The following is a 17777-nucleotide window of genomic DNA, read 5'->3' as shown; positions in this document are numbered from 1 at the left end:
CGCGAGCCTGGCGTCCACGTACGGGGAGGCGTCGTCCAATCTCCTGCCGGCGGCGGCCGCGAGGCGCTGGGCCAGCCTGCGGACGGCTCCGTCGTCCGTGAAGGTGACCTGGGTACGGCGTAGGCCGCCCCCGTCGTCTATCCACACCTCGCGTGGGCCGTTGACCAGGACGTCCGTTACGTCCGGTTTGGCCAGGAGCGGCTCCAGCGGGCCTGCGCCTATCAGGTCGGCGCAGAGAGCCCTGGCCACCGCGAGGATCTCCGCGTCGCCGTAGACGGATTTCTCGGCTCTCAGAGCCACTGCCACCTGGGCGGCGCTGGGCTCCACACCCGCCCGGGCCAGACGTACGCGAACCGCTTCCACCAGCTCCGGCGAGACGGCGCCTTGGGATGAGGGCGGGGTGGTCATGCCGGGAGGAGGTCTCGCAGGAGGGTGGTGCAGAGGGCGCCCAGCACGGTGCGGGGACCCAGTTTGGGGAGTTCGCCGCGGTTGAGGGTGGCGGTAAGCCTTGGCTGGTCAGGCAGGGTGCCGGCGGACGGGATGCCCAGCGAACCCGCGGCCGTGTCGTCGTCCAGGACTCCTGGCCTGAGCACCGCGCGGATGTCGGAGGTATGTTTGCGCGCTTCGCCCAGCACCTGGACGGTCGACAAGATGCCGCGTACGTCCGCCGTGGTCACCACCAACGTGGTTTTCGCTCTGGTGAGAGCCTCTATGGCAGCGGCGTCCAGGTGGCGTGGGAGGTCGACGACTATCAGGTCGAAGCCTCGCTGACCTGCTTCCAGGACTGAGCGCATGGCCTGGGCTGGAATCGCCGCCACCTCGCCTCTGTGGAAGGAGAGCACCGCCAGATCGCCGAACGATGGCAGGGCCGCCTGAAGTGCGCTGGAGTTGATCCGGCCCTCGCGGGCCACCAGGTCTCCCCAGCGGGCGCCCGATGCCTCCTCCTGGCCCAGCAGCGCGTCGATGCCTCCGCCCAGCGGGTCGGCGTCAACCAGCAGCGTGCGGAGATGATCCCCCGAGGCGCGCAGGGCCAGGCACGCCGACAGGACGCTCGCGCCCGCTCCGCCACGGCCGCCGACCACGCAGATCACGGATCCCGAGCGGGGATCGGGCTCCATGGCGTCCGCGAACCGCTCCACCAGGTGGCGCTCGTCGTCGGGGAGCGCCACGACGGCCTGCGCGCCTACCGCCACGCATTTTCGCCAGCTGTCCGGGTCTTCGGCGGCTCGGGTGACGAGGAGGACCTGGTCTCGGGTGGGCGGCGAGGTCGCCGCCACGGCGTCTGCTTGGTCGGCGCCTACCGCGATCAGCGGGGCCAGGTTCCAGAACGGGCGGGCGTGAGCGGGCACGTGCGCCACGTCGAGCTGGGCGCCTGCCGCGGCTGCTATGCGGACGAGGTCGTCGAGCAGGGCGTGGTCTTCGGTGATGACTAGTGGACGGTGCATTGCCGGGCTCCCTGGTGGCTGAGGTTGGGAGGCCAACGTTGCTGGAGGTGGCTGGGATCGCGAGATGGTGAACGGGGTTCTGGGGATCGTGGGTGGCTGTTGTGGTGCGGCTGTGGATAACCCGCGCTTGCGGCCCAGGAATCTGCGAGGCACCTCAGCGGGCTGATGGTGTGGCCGAGCGCGATGTTGGTGCCGGAGTGATCGGACGCGGTCGCCGAAGGGCTGGGCGACGTGGGTAGTGCCGCCCTGTTGAAGACAGCGCGCTCCAAGCGATGGCCGGCGCCGCTGCGGTGAAGGCGACACGGGCTCCGAGGGACGTTGGTGAGCGCACCAACGTGACGAAGGCCGCGGGTGCCGTGCGGCGGCCGAGGGCGATGGATGGGCCGCAACGGCACATCTCCGGCTGAGGGCGACGGACGGCGCCACAACAGTGCCGTATCGGCGGAGGGACGGCTGGGCGCGGTGGCCAGGGGGTGGAAAAGGGGCGACCCCCGCCGGGGGGGAGAGCGGGGGTCGCCTCATCGGTCCGGCTCCGGGGGGGTAGAGCCGGTCCCGTTTCAGAAGAAAGCTTTCATCACTTCACCAGAGCCTGGCAAGGGATTGGCAAAGCTACCCCGTGCACGGTCGCTCCAGTTTCGGGCGATACCAACGTATGCTGCCCGATCGACTCGAGTTTCGTCGAGGAGCAATCTCGCATTTTCGCCAAGTTTTTTGCCCACGGGATAACGATCACATAAAGGAGATCACTCTCCGTGATCGTCACGAGTTGGCAACCAGGTGGCCGGAGGTACTGGTGGAGGCATATGCCAGGCCTGGCCTCATAGGCGGGTAAAGGTCTTGCTCCAAGGGGTTCCCATCAGGGCGGATCCGGCATAGAAAGGAGTCACGGACCCCTTGTCCGGGTGCATCCACCGGGCACCCACGCGCGACCAGCCGCGGGAGGCGCGTCGTGACGGGCTTGACCCGCTCCGACGAATAGAGGTACACGCTTGGTAACCCGGCGTGATGCACCGGCAGACGGCGTCTCTTGACTGAGACGCCGTCAGCTATGTCAGCACCCCCGCCCGCCGAGCGCTCAGCCCCTTTGCATGGCCTCGCAGATGGCGGTCGTCTCACGCACTCCGAGGGTTACCGCGGAGGCACACTGCTGTACCCACTGCGCGACGCCCTCAGGGGTCCCGCTCAGGTACGCCCGCAGCCCGTCGGCATAGGCCACCTCCAGGTGCCCCACCTCCACGGCCACCAGGGACTTCGGGTCCAGCCCGTACTCCACCAGGGTCAGCCGCTCGGCCGAGCGCGCCACGATCCCGTCCGCCGTGCCGAAGGGCCGCAGTACGGCCAGCTCGGCGTGGACAACGGCGGCCAGCACGACCGCGGGCGCCTTGGTGGGCCGCTCCAGCAGGCCGAACAGCCCGTCTATGCGAGCCGCCGCCTCCGAGGCCCCCGGCGCGGGCCCCAGGCCGAGCGGATCCGAGGCCTCGTCCGTCAACCGCGGACGGCCCAGGGAAGGGTGCGGAGCGAGGCCGGCGGCCGCCACCGCGTGCAGGCGGGCGAGCACCTGTCTGGGCGCCGTACGCCAGGTCGAGCCCATCCGGCCCATCTCCGCCGATGCACGCAGCGCCCCCTGGACCAGCGGGTCGCGGACCTCGTCCCGGCGCAGGGCCTCGAGGGACACGTCCACGCCTTCCAAGCAGGCCGACGCCCGGGCGCCACGCAGCGACGACTCCGCGGACACCGCCGGGCTGGCCCGGCGCAGGACGCGGTGGCGATACAGCCTGTCAACGGCCTGCCGCGCCGATTCCACGGCCTCGGCCACGCCGGGGAACTCCGCGATGACAGCCAATGGGTCACTCACGGGAATCGACCCTACCCGCGAGTACCGCCCGACCGTACCAGCGCCCCCGAGAGCCGCGGCAGGGCCGAGAAAACCGGGCAATCGAATATCCACAAGCCTTTATGGGTCCCCTCTCGATTTCAGGATGACAACATTTCAATAGCGTTTGTCATTCGACCTGATAAGCGGCGCCTGTCGGTACGGACCTGTCTAGACCTCTTGTGTGTGGAGCCTGTGAGCTGGTGAAGTGGGACACGACGTATCCAATCTGGCCATAGAAGGAGCACGAAGTGGCCCCGGAGACCCCTGGCAACGAGACCCAGGCGCTGTCCAACCTGCTGCAGGAGAACCGCCGGTTCGCACCGCCGGCTGACCTGGCGGCGGCCGCGAACGTGACCGCCGCCGCATATGACGAGGCCGCCGCCGACCGTCTCGCTTTCTGGGAGCGCGCAGCCGAGCGGCTGACCTGGGCCAAACGGTGGGAGAAGACGCTCGAGTGGAATCCGCCGTTCGCCAAGTGGTTCACCGGCGGGCAGCTCAACGTGGCCTACAACTGCGTCGACCGCCACGTCGACGAGGGCCGCGGCGACAAGGTCGCCTACTACTGGGAGGGCGAGCCCGACGGCGACACCCGTACCCTCACCTACAACGACCTCAAGCGTGAGGTCAGCAAGGCCGCCAACGCCCTGCAGGAGTTGGGCGTCGCCAAGGGCGACCGCGTGGCCATCTACATGCCGATGATCCCCGAGCTGCCGGTCGCGATGCTGGCCTGCGCCCGCATCGGAGCGATCCACTCGGTGGTGTTCGGCGGGTTCTCGGCCTCAGCGCTGAAGAGCCGCATCGACGACGCCGACGCCAAGCTCGTCATCACCGCCGACGGCGGCTACCGCAGGGGCAACCCGTCGGCGCTCAAGCCCACGGTGGACGAGGCCGTCGCCGAGTGCCCCCAGGTCGAGCACGTCCTCGTGGTACGCCGTACCGGCCAGGACGTCGCCTTCGGCGACAAGGACGTGTGGTGGCACGACGTGGTCGAGCGCCAGAGCGACCAGCACACCGCCGCGCCCCACGACGCCGAGGACCCGCTGTACATCCTCTACACCAGCGGCACCACCGGACGGCCCAAGGGCATCCTGCACACCACCGGCGGCTACCTGACCCAGACCGCCTGGACCCACCACGCGGTCTTCGACCTCAAGCCCGACACCGACATCTACTGGTGCACGGCTGACATCGGCTGGGTGACGGGCCACTCCTACATCGTGTACGGCCCCCTGGCCAACGGCGCCACCAGCGTCATCTACGAGGGCACCCCGGACACCCCGCACCGCGGCAGGTTCTGGGAGATCGTGCAGAAGTACAAGATCACGATCCTCTACACCGCCCCCACGGCCATCAGGACGTTCATGAAGTGGGGCGACGACATCCCCGCGAAGTACGACATGTCCAGCCTGCGCATCCTGGGCTCCGTCGGCGAGCCGATCAACCCCGAGGCGTACGTCTGGTACCGCGAGCACGTCGGCCACGAGCGCTGCCCCGTCGTGGACACCTGGTGGCAGACGGAAACGGGCGCCATCATGATCAGCCCGCTCCCGGGCGTCACCGCGGGCAAGCCGGGCGCCGCGATGCGCCCGCTCCCGGGCATCACCGCGGACGTGGTCGACGACCAGGGCAACAGCGTCCCGAACGGAGGCGGCGGCTTCCTCGTGGTCCGCGAGCCGTGGCCGTCGATGCTGCGCACGATCTGGGGTGACGACCAGCGCTACATCGACACGTACTGGAGCAGGTTCGACGGGATGTACTTCCCCGGCGACGGCGCCAAGAAGGACGAGGACGGCGACCTGTGGCTGCTCGGCCGCGTGGACGACGTCATGCTCGTCTCCGGCCACAACATCTCCACCACCGAGGTGGAGAGCGCGCTGGTCAGCCACCCGAAGGTGGCCGAGGCGGCCGTGGTCGGCGCGACCGACCCGGTGACGGGCCAGGCGATCGTGTCGTTCGTGATCCTGCGCGGCACGGCGGAGGAGAGCGACGACATCGCCGCCGACCTGCGCAACCACGTGGCCAAGACCCTGGGCCCGATCGCCAAACCGCGCCAGATCCTGGTCGTGCCCGAGTTGCCCAAGACCCGCTCCGGCAAGATCATGCGCCGCCTCCTGCGCGACGTGGCGGAGAACCGCAGCATCGGCGACGTCACCACCCTGGCCGACAGCACGGTGATGAACCTGATCTCAGACAAGCTCCCGTCGGCGAAGTCCGAGGACTGAGGCCGCATAAAGGGCGTATGTCTCTATATAGGGACATACGCCCTTTACGGGTACGCTGATAGCTAGGTGTGCCGGGAAGCCTGGTCGGCGTGACGACAGAGACATGCCGACAGAGAGACCTTCCATGCGTACCGCCACGAGCCGCCCTGCCCGCGCCCTCGCCGAAGCCCTCCGCACCGAGACCATCGGCGGAGTCATCATGCTCACCGCCACGGTCGCCGCCCTGGCCTGGGCGAACATGTCCCCCGACGGCTACGACGCGCTCCGCGAGACCCGGCTCGGCCCCATGGAGCTGTACAAGTGGGCCCAGAACGGCCTGCTGACGATCTTCTTCTTCGTGGCCGGCCTGGAGGTCAAGGAGGAACTGGTCCACGGCGAGCTGGCGAACGTCCGCAAGGCCGCCCTCCCGATCATCGCGTCCCTGGCCGGAATGGTCGTGCCGGCCATCGTCTATCTGCTGGTCAGCTGGGGTGCGCGCGACGCCGCCCGCGGATGGGCGATCCCGACGGCCACCGACATCGCCTTCGCGCTCGCCGTGCTCGCCGTGACGGCCGGCGCGATGCCGGCGGCGCTCCGCGCGTTCCTGCTGACCTGCGCGGTCGTGGACGACCTGGGCGCGATCACGATCATCGCCGTCTTCTACACGAGCCACGTCGACGTCCTCATGCTGCTCCTGGGGGCGGCTCTGCTGGCCGCGTACGGCCTGCTGCCGCACCAGAAGCTCACGCTCGTGCCGCTGGGCGTGGCCGCCTGGTATGCCGTCGAGGCCAGTGGCGTACATGCCACCGTGGCGGGAGTGGCGCTGGGCCTGCTGACCCGTACGACCGCAAACCAGGGACGCTCCCCCGCGGAGGCGGCCGACCACTACTTCCGCCCGATTTCGGCCGGACTGGCGGTGCCCGTGTTCGCATTCTTGTCGGCGGGGGTGAAGCTGGACGGATCCAGCCTGGGCGCTATCTTGTCCGATCGGGTAGTTCTGGGAGTGATAGCGGGACTCGTGCTCGGTAAGTTCCTCGGCGTGTTCGGCGGCGCCTGGCTGTCGGTGCGGCTCGGCCTGGCGAAACTGTCGGAAGAGCTCCATTGGCGGGACATGGCGGCGGTGTCGTTGCTGGCCGGGATCGGGTTCACGGTTTCACTGCTGATCGGCGACCTGGCGTACGGCGACGACCGGCAGCGGGCCGAAGCTGTCACCACCGGGATCCTCGCGGCCAGCCTCGTCGCGTCGATCTTGGCGGCGGTGCTGCTTCACGTGAGGGTGCGCAAGCGTCGCATTGCACTGGATGATGTTTGACACGGCCGCCAGGCCTCGATAGGAGACGTTCATGCCGCAGACTCCCGAGGAAGAATCCCTGGGCTCGCTGGTCGCCCAGGCGAGCAGTCACATCTCGGACCTGGTCCGCTCGGAGATCGAGCTGGCCAAGTCCGAGCTCAGGTTCGACGCCAAGCGGGTCGGCACCGCCGGCGGCCTGTTCGCCGCGGCCGCCTTCATGGCGCACCTGTGCCTGATCCTCGCCTCTTTCGCGATCGCGTACGCGCTGGCCCTGGTGATGCCCATCTGGCTCGCCTTCCTCATCGTGACCGTGATCTACTTGCTGCTCGCGGGTCTGGGAGTGTTCCTCGGGATCAGGCGGCTCAAGGGGCTGGCCGGGATGAAGCGCACCGCAAGGTCGATCAAGGGGCTCAAGGAGATCGCCACGCCCGAGGACGAGGCGCTCCCCGTGCTCCGTCCCGATCGCGGGCCGGTGACACGCGATGGCACCTGACGAGTCGGTCGTACAGATCGAGGGGCCCTGGACGCATCGCGCGGTCCACGCGGGCGGCACCCGCTTCCACGTCGTCGAGGCAGGCGAGGGACCGCTGGTGCTGCTGCTGCACGGGTTCCCGCAGTTCTGGTGGACCTGGCGCAACCAGCTCGTCTCGCTGCCGAAGGCCGGATACCGGGCGGTCGCGGCCGATCTTCGCGGCTACGGCGGCAGCGACAAGCCACCGCGCGGCTACGACCTGCCCACGCTGGCCGCCGACGCGACCGGGCTGATCAGGGCGCTGGGCGAGACCGGGGCGATCGTGGTCGGACACGACTGGGGCGGGCTGCTGGCCTGGACGATGGCCGTGCTCGACCCCAAGTGCGTGCGCCGGCTGGTCGCCGTGTCCGCCGCGCATCCGCTGCGGCTGCGCAACGCGCTGCTCACCGATCCGTTCGGCCAGCTCAAGGCCAGCGGGCAGACGTTCGGCCACCAGCTTCCCCTGCTGCCGGAGCACCGGCTCAGGCGCCGCGACGCTGCCCTGGTGGGCCGGCTGCTCGACGAGTGGTCGCGCCCTGGGTGGCCCGATCCTGAGACCGCGCGGATCTACCGCGAGGCGTTCCGCATCCCCGCCGTGGCACACTCGGCTCTGGAGTACCACCGCTGGTTCGGCCGCTCCCAGCTGCGCCCCGACGGCCGCCGCTACGCCAGGGCCATGCGCACCGAGATCGAGGCCCCCACGCTGCACCTGCACGGGGCGCTCGACCCGCGCCTCCTGCCGCGTACGGCGCAGGGTTCGAGCCGCTACGTGGCGGCTCCATACCGGTGGCGGCTGCTCGAAGGAGCCGGCCACTTCCCCCACGAGGAGATCCCCGACGTGTTCGACACCGAGCTGCTCGGCTGGCTGGCCGATCCGGAGCCCGACCGATGAGAGACCGCGATTCCGAGGGCAGGCCGCGTAGCGCCAGGCCGCGCGACGCGTACGGCAGGCCGCTCCCCTACGGCGAGCCCGGCGTGGCCAGGGTCCCCGACGACTACTCGCCCACCACAGAGCAGGCCCTGGCCGACGGCCGCCGCTTCCTGAGCGAGGGCCTGCCGTTCAACGCGCACGAGGTGTTCGAGGGCCGCTGGAAATGCGCGCCCGAGGAGGAGCGCGACCTGTGGCAGGGCCTCGCGCAGATCTGCGTCGGGCTGACGCACCTCCAGCGCGGCAACGGGCGCGGGGCGGTGACCCTCTTCGGCCGGGGCGCCGCCAAGGCTCAGGGGTACGGCGGCGCGTACGACCCGGTCGGCAAGGCGGCCTCCGGCCTGAGTCAGGACAGCGACCCCGACGAGGCCATCGCCCTCATCCTGGACAAGCTCCCCGGCTAGCCGGCACAGTGCGGCGCGGCCGGCAGGGAGCGGGCCCTACGGGACGGTCAGTCGCACTGCTGGGTGCTGGCCTGCGTGGTGTCGTTTCTGCCCTGGGCCGCGTCGGGGGCGACCTCCTCGGCCGTCAGGACGTAGCCGGTGTCGGCCTCGTTGGTCGCGGCGGCGAAGATCACGCCGTAGACGCGGCCGTCCACCGTGAGCAGCGGGCCGCCCGAGTTGCCGGGCAGCACTCGGCCGCGGATCGCGTAGACCTTGCGCCTGACCGTGGTGTCGCGGTAGATGTCGGGCCCCTCGGCGTCGAGCTGGCGGCCGATCCTGGCCGGCTCGGCGGTGAACCCCTTGCTCTTGGGGAACCCGGCGATGATCGCGTTGTCGCCCCGCCCGCCGTCGCCGTCGAAGGCGAGCTGCGGCAGGCTCAGCCCGGGCACGTACAGGATGGCGATGTCGCGCCGCGGGTTGTAGCGCACGACGGTGGCCGCGTGCGGCGTGTTGTTGGAGTCGATGACCTGCAGGTCGCGGGTGACGCCCGCCACCACGTGGGCGTTGGTCATGATCCGGTCAGGAGCGTAGACGAAGCCGGTGCCCTCGATGTGCTTGTTGCAGCTCTCGGCGTTGCCCTGGACCTTGACGATGCCCCGGCGGGCCCGGCTCAGCTTGGCGCCCTGCAGCACGCTCTGATCGGGGGGCGGCACGTCGATGAGCTGGTCCGCGCCGATCGCGTCGAAGACGGGCGGGAACTCCGAACGGTCGATGAACTTCTTGAACGGCTGCTGCCAGTCGCGTGCGGCCTGCGGGATCGCCTCGTCGACCGTGGTCAGCAGCGCGGAGTTCTTCACCTGGTCGACGAGCGGGGTGAAGGCCGTGGAGACGATCAGCGAGCCGATCAGCCAGGCGATGACCAGCACGGACAGCGCGCTGGAGAACGTGCCCCCGACCGCGTCAGCCACCCTGGCGGGCTCCCAGGTCACGTGGCTGCGCACGACGGCGCCGAGGGTCGAGGAGGCGAACTGGCCGATGGTGGCGGCGAGGAAGACGATCACGATGGCCAGCAGCGCCTGCGGCGTGTCGCCGCTGACCACAGCCTTGGAAATCGGCGGCGCGATGAAGACGCCGAGCACGGCTCCGCCCACGAACCCCACGAAGCTCATCACTCCGATGATGAAGCCCTGCCGGTAACCCGAGATGCCGAAGGCGATCACGAGGCCGATCAAGATGAGGTCAAGCAGATCACCGCGCACGCTTCAAAGGTAACCAGGGATACGGTCAAGTGTGCACGTCTTCGGCCAGGACCGCGTTACAGCGTGTCTACCTTGGGCGGTATGCCGCCGGCCGAGGGAACAGTGCGCGATCTCATCGAGGCCGCTCTGTGCGACCCCGATCCTGACGGCCCCCTGCGCTGGCACGTGATCTCCGTGCTGCGCCAGCGCGGCGACCTGGAGTCGTTCATCGAGGCCCGCCGGCTGTGCGCCGGGGAGACCGTGACCGAACGCCTGCTCGGCGTGGACATCATGGGGATGCTCCGGCCGTTCGTGGACCGTACGCTGCCGGTGCTGCGCTATCTTGCCGCCAGCGAGGACGACGCCATGGTCCTCTACTCGGTGCTGATCGCCTTCGGCCACCTGGCCGACCCGCGGTCGCTGCCGTCTGTGATCGAGCTGGCCGGCCACGACGACGCGAGGGTGCGGTACGGCGCCGCGTACGCGCTGCAGCACGTGCTCGGCGACCCCCCTGACCGGGCGGGCCTGGAGACGCTGCGCGCGCTGGCGGCCGACAGCGACAAGGACGTGGCGGGCTGGGCCTCACTCGGCGTGGCGCTGAGATCGGCCCGCTAGCTCCTGATCGCTTCCTGCGGGAGGTCCTCCACCCGCGTGGGATCCCACGGACGTTCGAGCCCGCCCTCGCGCAGCACTGTGTCCAGGACCATGGCCGTGAACCCCCACACGAGCATCCCCCGCACCCGGAACGCCGGCCCCGCCATCCCGCTGGGATGCCGCAGCATGACCCGGTTGCCGGGATCGACCAGCTCGGCGATCGGCACCCGCTCCACGGACTCGACCTCGCGGGGTGAGGCCGCGTGCACGGCGGACGGCTCGCGCCACCAGGCGATCACGGGCGTGACCCGGTTGTCGCTGTGGTTGAGGTACAGCTCGGGCATCGTGCACAGCACGTGGACCCCGGAGGGGTCGACGCCCGTCTCCTCCTCGGCCTCGCGCAGCGCCGCCTCGACGGGCCCTCCGTCATCGGGATCCACGCCGCCGCCGGGGAACGCGGGCTGGCCGGCGTGCCTGCGCCCGTGCGTGCTGCGCTGGATGAGCAGGACATCGGGGCCCAGCGGCCCCTCGCCGAACAACATCAGCACCGCCGCGACCCGCCCGGCCCCGTCCGGGGGGCGCAGGTATTTGGGCACTCTGATCCGCTGAGCCTGCGCCGCCAGTATGTCGAGCCAGTCGGGCACTTCGGTCACGCATCCTCCAACACGCCGGGCCTCCGAGGACTTCCCTTGATCAGGAGAAGGGGCCGGACCTGACGAGCTTCGCGGCCTCGGCCGTCGCCGTGGGGCCGGTGCCGTACGACGGGCAGAGCGCGGCCAGCGGGCACACGCCGCACGCGGGCCGGCGGGCGTGGCACATGCGGCGGCCGTGCCAGATCACCCGGTGCGAGAAGATCGTCCACTCGCGCCTGGGCAGCAGCTCCCCCACGGCGTGCTCGATCTTGACGGGATCGGTCTCCTCGGTCCAGCCGAAGCGGCGCACCAGCCGTTGGAAGTGGGTGTCGACGGTGAGCCCCGGCACGTCGAACGCGTTGCCCAGCACCACGTTGGCGGTCTTGCGGCCCACACCCGGCAGGGTGACCAGGTCCTTCAGCTTGCCGGGCACCTCTCCGCCGTAACGCTCGCACACCGTCCTGGCCATGCCGATGATGCTGTTGGTCTTCGCGCGGAAGAAGCCGGTCGAGCGGATGATCTCCTCCATCTCGGACGGATCCGCGGCGGCGTAGTCGGTCACCGTCGGATATTTCGCGAAGAGGATGGGAGTGACCATGTTGACCCGCTTGTCCGTGCACTGCGCGGACAGGATGGTCGCGACCAGAAGTTCTAACGGGTTGCCGAAGTCGAGCTCGCAGTGGGCCTCTGGGTAGGTCTCCGCGAGGATGCGGTTCATCTTGCGCGCCCGACGTACCAGTGCGAGCTGGGTCTCCGGCTTGCGCCCCGCCGCGTTCGTGGCCATGCCGCAAGACTAGAAGCTCTCGCGAACGATTGAACCCAGGACGGCCCCGCTCGCGTACAACCTGGCGACACAGGAGGCGGTGGCCATGAGTGGTCAGGGTGCGGTGCTGTCGGAGTTCGTGCGTACATCGGGGCCGCTCAACGGGCAGGCGCTGCATCGTCTGGCCCTGGCCTGCGCCTCCGCCGTGGCCAGGCTGCACGCGCGGGGCAACGTCGGGCTCGGGCTCAGCCATGAGAGCGTCGCGCTCGGCGGCCACGGCCAGGTGCTGATCGGCTGGCAGCCCGGCGTCACGCCGGGCTCCGCGGCCGACGACATGCGAGCCTGGGCCGACCTGGTGGTCTTCGCGGCGACCGGCCGCACTGACGGCGACACCGCCGCTCTGCCTCCCGCCCTGCGCCTCGCGGTACGGCACTGCCGCCGGCCCGACCCCACGACCCGCCCCCGGGCGGCCGACGTGCTGCGCGTGCTGCTCGGCCAATCGGTGGCCGCGGCGGTGGCCTCGGTGGACGACCTTCTGGCTTCCTGACGCCTCAGGAGAGGGCCGATACGCCCTGAAATCAGGGCATCCGGTAACTTTCCCCTGGATGCGACTCATCCTAAAAGCGCAGAACACTCCAGCATTCCCATAACCTGTGTGTGCCACGCGGAGTGGGGTGAGTCACAATGGCAGCAGAGGAGGCAGAGTGAACACCGAAGATGTGCTGGGCAAGGCCCCCCTGTTCGCCGCGCTGGACCGCGAGAGCGCCGCGGCGCTGCGTACGAGCATCACTGAGGTCCAGCTCTCCAAGGGACAGACGCTTTTCCACGAGAACGAGACCGGCGACCGCCTCTACGTCGTGCTGGAAGGCAAGATCAAGCTGTCCCGCACCTCGCCTGACGGACGGGAAAACCTGCTGAGCGTGCTCGGGCCGAGCGAGATGTTCGGCGAGCTGTCGCTGTTCGACCCGAGGCCGCGCACGGCCTCCGCGACGGCGCTGACCGACGTGCGTCTGGCCGGGCTCGGCCACGACGACCTGCGGCCCTGGCTGACCGGCCGCCCAGAGGTGGCGCTCCACCTGCTGCGCGCGCTCGCCCAGCGGCTGCGCCGCACCAACGACGTGCTGGCCGACCTGGTCTTCACCGACGTGCCCGGGCGGGTGGCCAAGCAGCTGCTCGACCTGGCCGAGCGGTTCGGCACCAAGACCGACGACGGTCTGCGGGTCCACCACGACCTGACCCAGGAAGAGCTGGCCCAGCTCGTCGGCGCCTCGCGCGAGACGGTCAACAAGGCGCTGGCCGACTTCGCCCAGCGCGGCTGGCTGCGGATCGAGGCCAAGGCCGTGGTCATCCTCGACATGGACCGGCTCTACAACCGGTCGAGGTAGTCGAGCTGGGCCACGACGGACATCTCGGCGGCGGCCCAGAGCGAGCGGTCGACGTCGGCGTACACGACCTTGACGATCTCGCGCGGCGTGCGCGCGCCCTGCTCGCGCGCCGCCCTGATCTGGTCGAGCCGCTCGCGCCTGTGGGCGATGTAGCCGTCGAGCGCGCCGATCGGGTCGGGCAGCACCGGGCCGTGGCCGGGCAGCAGCGCCCGCGCCTCCAGGCTCTCCGCGGCCGCTCTCAGCCGGTCGAGGCTGCGGAGGTAGTCGGCCAGGCCGCCGTCGCGGGCGATGATCGTGGTGCCCCTGCCGAGCACGGTGTCGCCGGTCAGCATCGCGCGGTCCTGCGGCAACCAGAAGCAGAGCGAGTCGAACGAGTGGCCCGGCGTGCCGTACACATGGATCTCCAGGCCGTCCACGGTGACCACGTCGCCGTCGGCGAGTCCCTCGTCGCCGAGCCGGTGTCGCGGGTCGAGCGCCCGCACGGGGGCGCGCACCATCTCCGCGAACTGCCTGGCGCCGCCGCTGTGGTCGATGTGCCCGTGGGTGAGCAGGATCTCGGTGACGCGGCGCTCCCCCAGATGGTCGCGTACGCGGCGCAGGTGCGACTCGTCGTCGGGCCCGGGATCGACGACGACCACCTCGTGCTCGCCGATGACCCAGGTGTTGGTGCCGTCGAGCGTCATGACGGAGGGATTGGGGGCGAGCAGGTTCTCGGCGTGTCGCGTACGGGAGCCGTCGGGCGTGCCGATCGGGATGTGCAGTCCGCTCACCTGATCACCAGCCGCATCTCGCCCTCGATCTCGACGGCCCTCGGCATGATCGGCACGATCTCCCGGTGCTCGGCCAGGACCCCCGCCACACTGTCGTGGGCCGACAGCTCGGTCAGCGTACGGTAAGTGGGCGGCATCAGGAAGATCTCGCCCTGGTGCGCCAGCTCGATCGCCTCCGCCGGGCGTTTCCAGGCCACGTGGTCGGCCTCGCCGCCGACGTCACGGGTGCGCTGGCCCTCCGGCAGCACGGCGACGAAGAACCGCGTGTCGAAGCGTCTGTGCTCGATCTCCGGCGTGATCCAGTGGGCCCACGGCTTGAGCAGGTCGGACCGGAGCACCAGGCCGCGCCTGGCGAGGAAGTCGGCGAAGGACAGGCTCCTGTCGATCAGCGCCAGCCGGTCCGACTCCCAGTCGTCCCCCGTCGTGTCGGCGACGACGGAGCCGGGCCCGGGACCGGCCAGCAGCACGCCCGACTCCTCGAACGTCTCGCGCACGGCCGCGCACACCAGCCCCCGCGCGACCTCCTCGCCGGCGTTGAAGACCGCGCCCCACTCCGCCGGTGACGGGCCGGCCCAGGCCACGGCCTGGTCGGTGTCGCGGACGTCCACCGAGCCGCCGGGGAAGACGTACGCGCCCGCCGCGAAGGCCATCGTGGACTTCCGCCGCAGCAGGTAGACCTCTGGCGCTGTGTTGATGGCCTCCACTGCGTGGAGGCGGGCTCGGTCGCTGGGGCGCAAGATCACCACTGTGGCGGCATCGCGGGTCGGGACCGGCTCGACCTGCCCCGCGAGGAGGTCCCGCGCCCGCGCGGCGAGCTCGGCTGGAAGCAGCAACCCGGTCACATCGGTCATAGTGCCTCAGGCTACTTCGGCGATCAGCTCCACTTCCACGGGTGCGTCCAGCGGAAGGGCGGCCACGCCCACCGCGCTGCGGGCATGCCTGCCCGGCTCGCCCAGCACTTCGGCGAGCAGCTCACTGGCGCCGTTGCCGACCTTGGGCTGCTCGGTGAAGGCCGGATCGCTGGCCACGAACACCACGACCTTGACGATGCGCACGACCTTCTGCAGGTCGCCCACCTCAGCCTTCAGCGCGGCCAGCGCGTTGAGCGCGCAGATGCGGGCCTGCTCCGCGCCCTCCTCAGTGGTCAGATCGGCCCCGACCTTGCCGGTCCTCTGCAGCTTGCCGTCGACGAACGGCACCTGCCCGGAGGTGTAGACGAGATTTCCCGTGCGCACGGCGGGCACGTAGGCCCCTGCCGGCGCCGGCACCTCAGGCAGCTTCAGGCCCAGCTCCGCGATCTTCTGCTCCGGCGTCACTGCTTCTCCCGCTTGAAGTAGGCCACCAGCTGCTCGGGCGAGGCGCCCTGCACGATCTGGACCAGCTCCCAGCCGTCGGAGCCGAAGTTGTCCAGGATCATCTTGGTGTTGTGGATCAGCAAGGGGGCCGTGAGGTACTCCCATTTCTTCATGAGGGCCAGAGTAGGCCCTGAGACCCGCAGCCTGTGGCGCACCGCTGAGCGCGGCGCACCATAGTGTGAGCAATCTCAAAGGGTGGTCGTCGGCTCTCCGCAAGTGACCCTTCGGTAGCCTCGAGTCGTGGAGTATCCGGACACGGATTGGGCCGGCGTGCGGCTGCATGTGGTCACAGGCAAGGGCGGCACCGGCAAGACGACCGTGGCCGCCGCTCTCGCGCTCGCCTTGGCCGCCGGCGGCCGCAAGGTGCTGCTCGTCGAGGTTGAGGGCCGGCAAGGCATCGCGCAGATCTTCGATCTGCCACCGCTGCCCTACGAGGAACGCAAGATCGCCGTCGCACCCGCCGGCGGCGACGTGTACGCGCTGGCCATCGATCCCGAAGAGGCCATGCTCGACTACATGGAGATGTTCTACGGGATGCGCAGGGCGGGCCGGGCTCTGACCAAGATGGGCATCGTCGACTTCGCCACCACCGTGGCCCCCGGCTTTCGCGACGTGCTCGTCACCGGCAAGACGACTGAGGCCGTGCGCAGGCGAGGCAAGAACGGCCGCAGGGTCTATGACGCGGTCGTGCTCGACGCGCCCCCGACCGGCCGCATCACGCGCTTCCTGAACGTCACCCAGGAGGTGGCCGGCCTGGCCAAGGTCGGGCCGATCAAAAACCACTCCGACCTGGTCAACGGAGTCGTGAAATCTCCCGAAACGGCCGTGCACTTCGTGACGCTGCTGGAGGAGATGCCCGTCCAGGAGACACTCGACGGCATCTCCGAATTGCGATCAGCGGGGCTCCCCGCTGGTGGAATTTTCATCAATATGGTCCGCGAATCACTGCTCCCGCAGGCCGCTCTTGACACTGCTGTCAAAGGCCGATTCGACACCGGGGAGCTCGTGCTCGGACTCAAGGCGGCCGGGGTGGCCGACGGCGCGGAGGCCTCGGCGTTCGCCGCGGCGCTGGCGGAAGAGATCGTCGAGCACGCCCGCCGCAGCGAGCTGGAGAGCGCCGAGCGCGACTCGCTGGCCGAGGCGGGGCTGAAGAGCTACGAGCTGCCGCTGCTGGCCGACGGCGTGGACCTGGCCGGCCTGTACGAGCTGGCAGAGAGCATGCGCACCCAAGGAGCAGCGTGAAGAAGCCGGCAGTGCTCGACATCGACGCGATTCTCGACGACCAGGGCACCAGGATCATCGTCTGCTGCGGCGCCGGCGGCGTGGGCAAGACCACGACCGCAGCGGCGCTCGGGCTGCGGGCGGCCGAGCGCGGCAGGTGCGCGGTCGTGCTCACCGTGGACCCCGCGCGGCGCCTGGCCCAGTCGATGGGGCTGACCGAGCTGGACAACACCCCGCGCCTGGTCACCTCGCCCGCTGGCGGCGGCCAGCTCTACGCCATGATGCTCGACATGAAGCGCACGTTCGACGAGATCATCGAGGCGCACGCCGACCCCGAGCGGGCCCGCCAGATCCTGTCGAACCCCTTCTACCAGTCGCTCTCCTCCAGCTTCTCCGGCACGCAGGAGTACATGGCCATGGAGAAGCTGGGCCAGCTCCGCCGCTCGGACGAGTGGGACCTGATCATCGTGGACACGCCGCCGTCGCGGTCCGCGCTCGACTTCCTCGACGCTCCCGAGCGGCTCGGGCGCTTCCTCGACGGGCGGTTCATCCGGCTGCTCACGGCGCCCGCCAAGGCCGGAGGACGCAGCGCGTTCCGGCTGCTCAACGCCGGGTTCGGGCTGATGGCAGGCGTGATGACCAAGCTGCTGGGCGCGCAGGTGATCAAGGATCTGCAGACGTTCGTGTCCGCCCTGGACGCCGTCTTCGGCGGGTTCAGGCAGCGGGCCGAGATGACGTACAAGCTGCTGCAGGCCCCCGGGACGGCCTTCCTGGTGGTGGCCGCGCCCGAGCGGGACGCCATGCGGGAGGCGTCCTACTTCGTCGAGCGGCTCGCCGAGGAGCGCATGCCACTGGCCGGCCTGGTGGTCAACCGCGTGCACATGTCGCCCGCCACGGTTCTCTCAGCCGCCCGTAGCGCCGCGGCCGCGGAAGACCTGGAGTCGCGGGGCGAGCACGAGCTGACCGCCGCCGTGCTGCGGCTGCACGCCGGGCGAATGCAGCTCGCGGCCCGCGAAGGCCGTGAGCAGGAGCATTTCGTCTCGGCCCACCCCACGGTGCCCGTGGTGCGGGTTCGCGCCATGTCCGAGGACGTCCACGATCTCACTGGTCTGCGGCAGATCGGGGCCCTGCTGGCGAGCGCATAAAAAGTACGGCCGGCGGACGGCGCCGGCCGTACTCGGCTC

Annotated in this window: 20 protein-coding genes; 10 read left to right on the top strand and 10 right to left on the bottom strand. The window is 70.0% G+C overall.

Features of this window, described 5'->3' with window-relative positions; all coding sequences use genetic code 11:
* From AB0J09_RS16625 to AB0J09_RS16615, 3 genes are all read right to left on the bottom strand, one after another.
* A partial coding sequence (locus tag AB0J09_RS16625; RefSeq protein ID WP_360690853.1) for an ATPase, T2SS/T4P/T4SS family occupies positions 1–408 on the bottom strand: 408 nt, incomplete at its 3' end.
* Positions 405–1445 carry a septum site-determining protein Ssd gene (gene ssd, locus AB0J09_RS16620; protein WP_360690850.1) on the bottom strand — a complete coding sequence of 347 codons (1041 nt, stop codon included), beginning with the start codon at positions 1443–1445 and terminating at the stop codon, positions 405–407. The genes AB0J09_RS16625 and ssd, both read right to left, overlap by 4 nt.
* 1075 nt (positions 1446–2520) lie before the next feature.
* On the bottom strand, positions 2521–3300 hold the full coding sequence (locus AB0J09_RS16615; protein ID WP_360690848.1) for an oxidoreductase: 780 nt from the start codon (positions 3298–3300) through the stop codon (positions 2521–2523).
* A gap of 269 nt (positions 3301–3569) precedes the next feature.
* Here AB0J09_RS16615 and acs point away from each other — a divergent pair, with 269 nt between their 5' ends.
* The 5 genes from acs to AB0J09_RS16590 all read left to right on the top strand — a co-directional run bounded on the left by acs (position 3570) and on the right by AB0J09_RS16590 (position 8656).
* On the top strand, positions 3570–5543 hold the full coding sequence (acs, locus tag AB0J09_RS16610) for an acetate--CoA ligase (protein ID WP_360690845.1): 1974 nt from the start codon (positions 3570–3572) through the stop codon (positions 5541–5543).
* A gap of 124 nt (positions 5544–5667) precedes the next feature.
* Positions 5668–6834, top strand: coding sequence for a Na+/H+ antiporter NhaA (nhaA, locus tag AB0J09_RS16605; RefSeq protein ID WP_360690842.1), 1167 nt, complete (start codon positions 5668–5670; stop codon positions 6832–6834).
* Between the two features lie 31 nt (positions 6835–6865).
* Positions 6866–7306, top strand: a complete 441-nt coding sequence (locus tag AB0J09_RS16600; protein ID WP_360690839.1) for a phage holin family protein — start codon at positions 6866–6868, stop codon at positions 7304–7306.
* Positions 7296–8216 carry an alpha/beta hydrolase gene (locus AB0J09_RS16595; protein WP_360690836.1) on the top strand — a complete coding sequence of 307 codons (921 nt, stop codon included), beginning with the start codon at positions 7296–7298 and terminating at the stop codon, positions 8214–8216. Before AB0J09_RS16600 ends, AB0J09_RS16595 begins: the two co-directional genes overlap by 11 nt.
* A complete protein-coding gene (locus tag AB0J09_RS16590) occupies positions 8213–8656 on the top strand; it encodes a DUF309 domain-containing protein (protein ID WP_360690833.1) in 444 nt (147 codons plus the stop codon). Before AB0J09_RS16595 ends, AB0J09_RS16590 begins: the two co-directional genes overlap by 4 nt.
* Before the next feature lie 47 nt (positions 8657–8703).
* Here AB0J09_RS16590 and AB0J09_RS16585 read toward each other — a convergent pair whose 3' ends face one another.
* Positions 8704–9894, bottom strand: a complete 1191-nt coding sequence (locus AB0J09_RS16585) for a MarP family serine protease (protein WP_360690830.1) — start codon at positions 9892–9894, stop codon at positions 8704–8706.
* Positions 9895–9975: 81 nt separating this feature from the next.
* On the opposite strand from AB0J09_RS16585, the gene AB0J09_RS16580 reads away from it, so the two are divergent.
* Positions 9976–10488, top strand: coding sequence for a HEAT repeat domain-containing protein (locus AB0J09_RS16580; protein WP_360690827.1), 513 nt, complete (start codon positions 9976–9978; stop codon positions 10486–10488).
* On the opposite strand, the gene AB0J09_RS16575 is transcribed toward AB0J09_RS16580, so the two are convergent.
* Together AB0J09_RS16575 and nth are read right to left on the bottom strand one after the other, a co-directional pair.
* The gene (locus AB0J09_RS16575; RefSeq protein ID WP_360690824.1) at positions 10485–11120 is read right to left on the bottom strand and encodes a CoA pyrophosphatase; all 636 of its coding nucleotides are present in this window, start codon (positions 11118–11120) and stop codon (positions 10485–10487) included. The genes AB0J09_RS16580 and AB0J09_RS16575 overlap by 4 nt on opposite strands.
* A 40-nt stretch (positions 11121–11160) precedes the next feature.
* Positions 11161–11883 carry an endonuclease III gene (gene nth / locus AB0J09_RS16570; RefSeq protein WP_360690821.1) on the bottom strand — a complete coding sequence of 241 codons (723 nt, stop codon included), beginning with the start codon at positions 11881–11883 and terminating at the stop codon, positions 11161–11163.
* An 85-nt stretch (positions 11884–11968) separates the two neighbouring features.
* Between nth and AB0J09_RS16565 the strand changes: the two genes are divergently transcribed.
* Together AB0J09_RS16565 and AB0J09_RS16560 are read left to right on the top strand one after the other, a co-directional pair.
* Positions 11969–12409 (top strand): hypothetical protein, encoded by a 441-nt coding sequence (locus AB0J09_RS16565; protein ID WP_360690818.1) that lies wholly within the window; start codon positions 11969–11971, stop codon positions 12407–12409.
* A 202-nt stretch (positions 12410–12611) separates the two neighbouring features.
* Positions 12612–13247 (top strand): Crp/Fnr family transcriptional regulator, encoded by a 636-nt coding sequence (locus AB0J09_RS16560; protein WP_225965682.1) that lies wholly within the window; start codon positions 12612–12614, stop codon positions 13245–13247.
* On the opposite strand, the gene AB0J09_RS16555 is transcribed toward AB0J09_RS16560, so the two are convergent.
* From AB0J09_RS16555 to AB0J09_RS16540, 4 genes are read right to left on the bottom strand one after another with little or no spacing between them, the layout of a single operon-like run.
* Positions 13229–14017 carry an MBL fold metallo-hydrolase gene (locus AB0J09_RS16555; RefSeq protein WP_360690815.1) on the bottom strand — a complete coding sequence of 263 codons (789 nt, stop codon included), beginning with the start codon at positions 14015–14017 and terminating at the stop codon, positions 13229–13231. The genes AB0J09_RS16560 and AB0J09_RS16555 overlap by 19 nt on opposite strands.
* Positions 14014–14868: an NUDIX hydrolase gene (locus AB0J09_RS16550; RefSeq protein ID WP_360690811.1), complete on the bottom strand. Its 855-nt coding sequence runs from the start codon at positions 14866–14868 to the stop codon at positions 14014–14016. Before AB0J09_RS16550 ends, AB0J09_RS16555 begins: the two co-directional genes overlap by 4 nt.
* Before the next feature lie 6 nt (positions 14869–14874).
* On the bottom strand, positions 14875–15333 hold the full coding sequence (locus tag AB0J09_RS16545) for a RidA family protein (RefSeq protein ID WP_360690808.1): 459 nt from the start codon (positions 15331–15333) through the stop codon (positions 14875–14877).
* Complete coding sequence (locus AB0J09_RS16540; RefSeq protein ID WP_242374205.1) at positions 15330–15485, bottom strand: DUF4177 domain-containing protein; 156 nt, start codon at positions 15483–15485, stop codon at positions 15330–15332. The genes AB0J09_RS16545 and AB0J09_RS16540 overlap by 4 nt, the downstream gene beginning before the upstream one ends.
* A gap of 127 nt (positions 15486–15612) precedes the next feature.
* Here AB0J09_RS16540 and AB0J09_RS16535 point away from each other — a divergent pair, with 127 nt between their 5' ends.
* Both AB0J09_RS16535 and AB0J09_RS16530 read left to right on the top strand, forming a co-directional pair.
* Complete coding sequence (locus AB0J09_RS16535) at positions 15613–16614, top strand: ArsA-related P-loop ATPase (RefSeq protein ID WP_360690804.1); 1002 nt, start codon at positions 15613–15615, stop codon at positions 16612–16614.
* Positions 16611–17738 carry an ArsA family ATPase gene (locus tag AB0J09_RS16530; protein WP_360690801.1) on the top strand — a complete coding sequence of 376 codons (1128 nt, stop codon included), beginning with the start codon at positions 16611–16613 and terminating at the stop codon, positions 17736–17738. The genes AB0J09_RS16535 and AB0J09_RS16530 overlap by 4 nt, the downstream gene beginning before the upstream one ends.
* The last annotated feature ends 39 nt before the right edge of the window (positions 17739–17777 follow it).

Source organism: Nonomuraea sp. NPDC049784, assembly GCF_040659615.1.
Classification (GTDB): Bacteria; Actinomycetota; Actinomycetes; order Streptosporangiales; family Streptosporangiaceae; genus Nonomuraea.
Note: the sequence above shows the minus strand (reverse complement) of the source record. Positions and strands in the feature narration are given on the sequence as shown.

Bases quoted from the DNA above. Each gene is read 5' to 3' on its own strand.
- AB0J09_RS16550 (WP_360690811.1), bottom strand. From the start codon at position 14,868: ATGACCGATGTGACCGGGTTGCTGCTTCCAGCCGAGCTCGCCGCGCGG.
- AB0J09_RS16565 (WP_360690818.1), top strand. From the start codon at position 11,969: ATGAGTGGTCAGGGTGCGGTGCTGTCGGAGTTCGTGCGTACATCGGGG.
- ssd (WP_360690850.1), bottom strand. From the start codon at position 1,445: ATGCACCGTCCACTAGTCATCACCGAAGACCACGCCCTGCTCGACGAC.
- AB0J09_RS16600 (WP_360690839.1), top strand. From the start codon at position 6,866: ATGCCGCAGACTCCCGAGGAAGAATCCCTGGGCTCGCTGGTCGCCCAG.
- AB0J09_RS16540 (WP_242374205.1), bottom strand. From the start codon at position 15,485: ATGAAGAAATGGGAGTACCTCACGGCCCCCTTGCTGATCCACAACACC.
- AB0J09_RS16590 (WP_360690833.1), top strand. From the start codon at position 8,213: ATGAGAGACCGCGATTCCGAGGGCAGGCCGCGTAGCGCCAGGCCGCGC.
- nhaA (WP_360690842.1), top strand. From the start codon at position 5,668: ATGCGTACCGCCACGAGCCGCCCTGCCCGCGCCCTCGCCGAAGCCCTC.
- AB0J09_RS16595 (WP_360690836.1), top strand. From the start codon at position 7,296: ATGGCACCTGACGAGTCGGTCGTACAGATCGAGGGGCCCTGGACGCAT.
- nth (WP_360690821.1), bottom strand. From the start codon at position 11,883: ATGGCCACGAACGCGGCGGGGCGCAAGCCGGAGACCCAGCTCGCACTG.
- AB0J09_RS16580 (WP_360690827.1), top strand. From the start codon at position 9,976: ATGCCGCCGGCCGAGGGAACAGTGCGCGATCTCATCGAGGCCGCTCTG.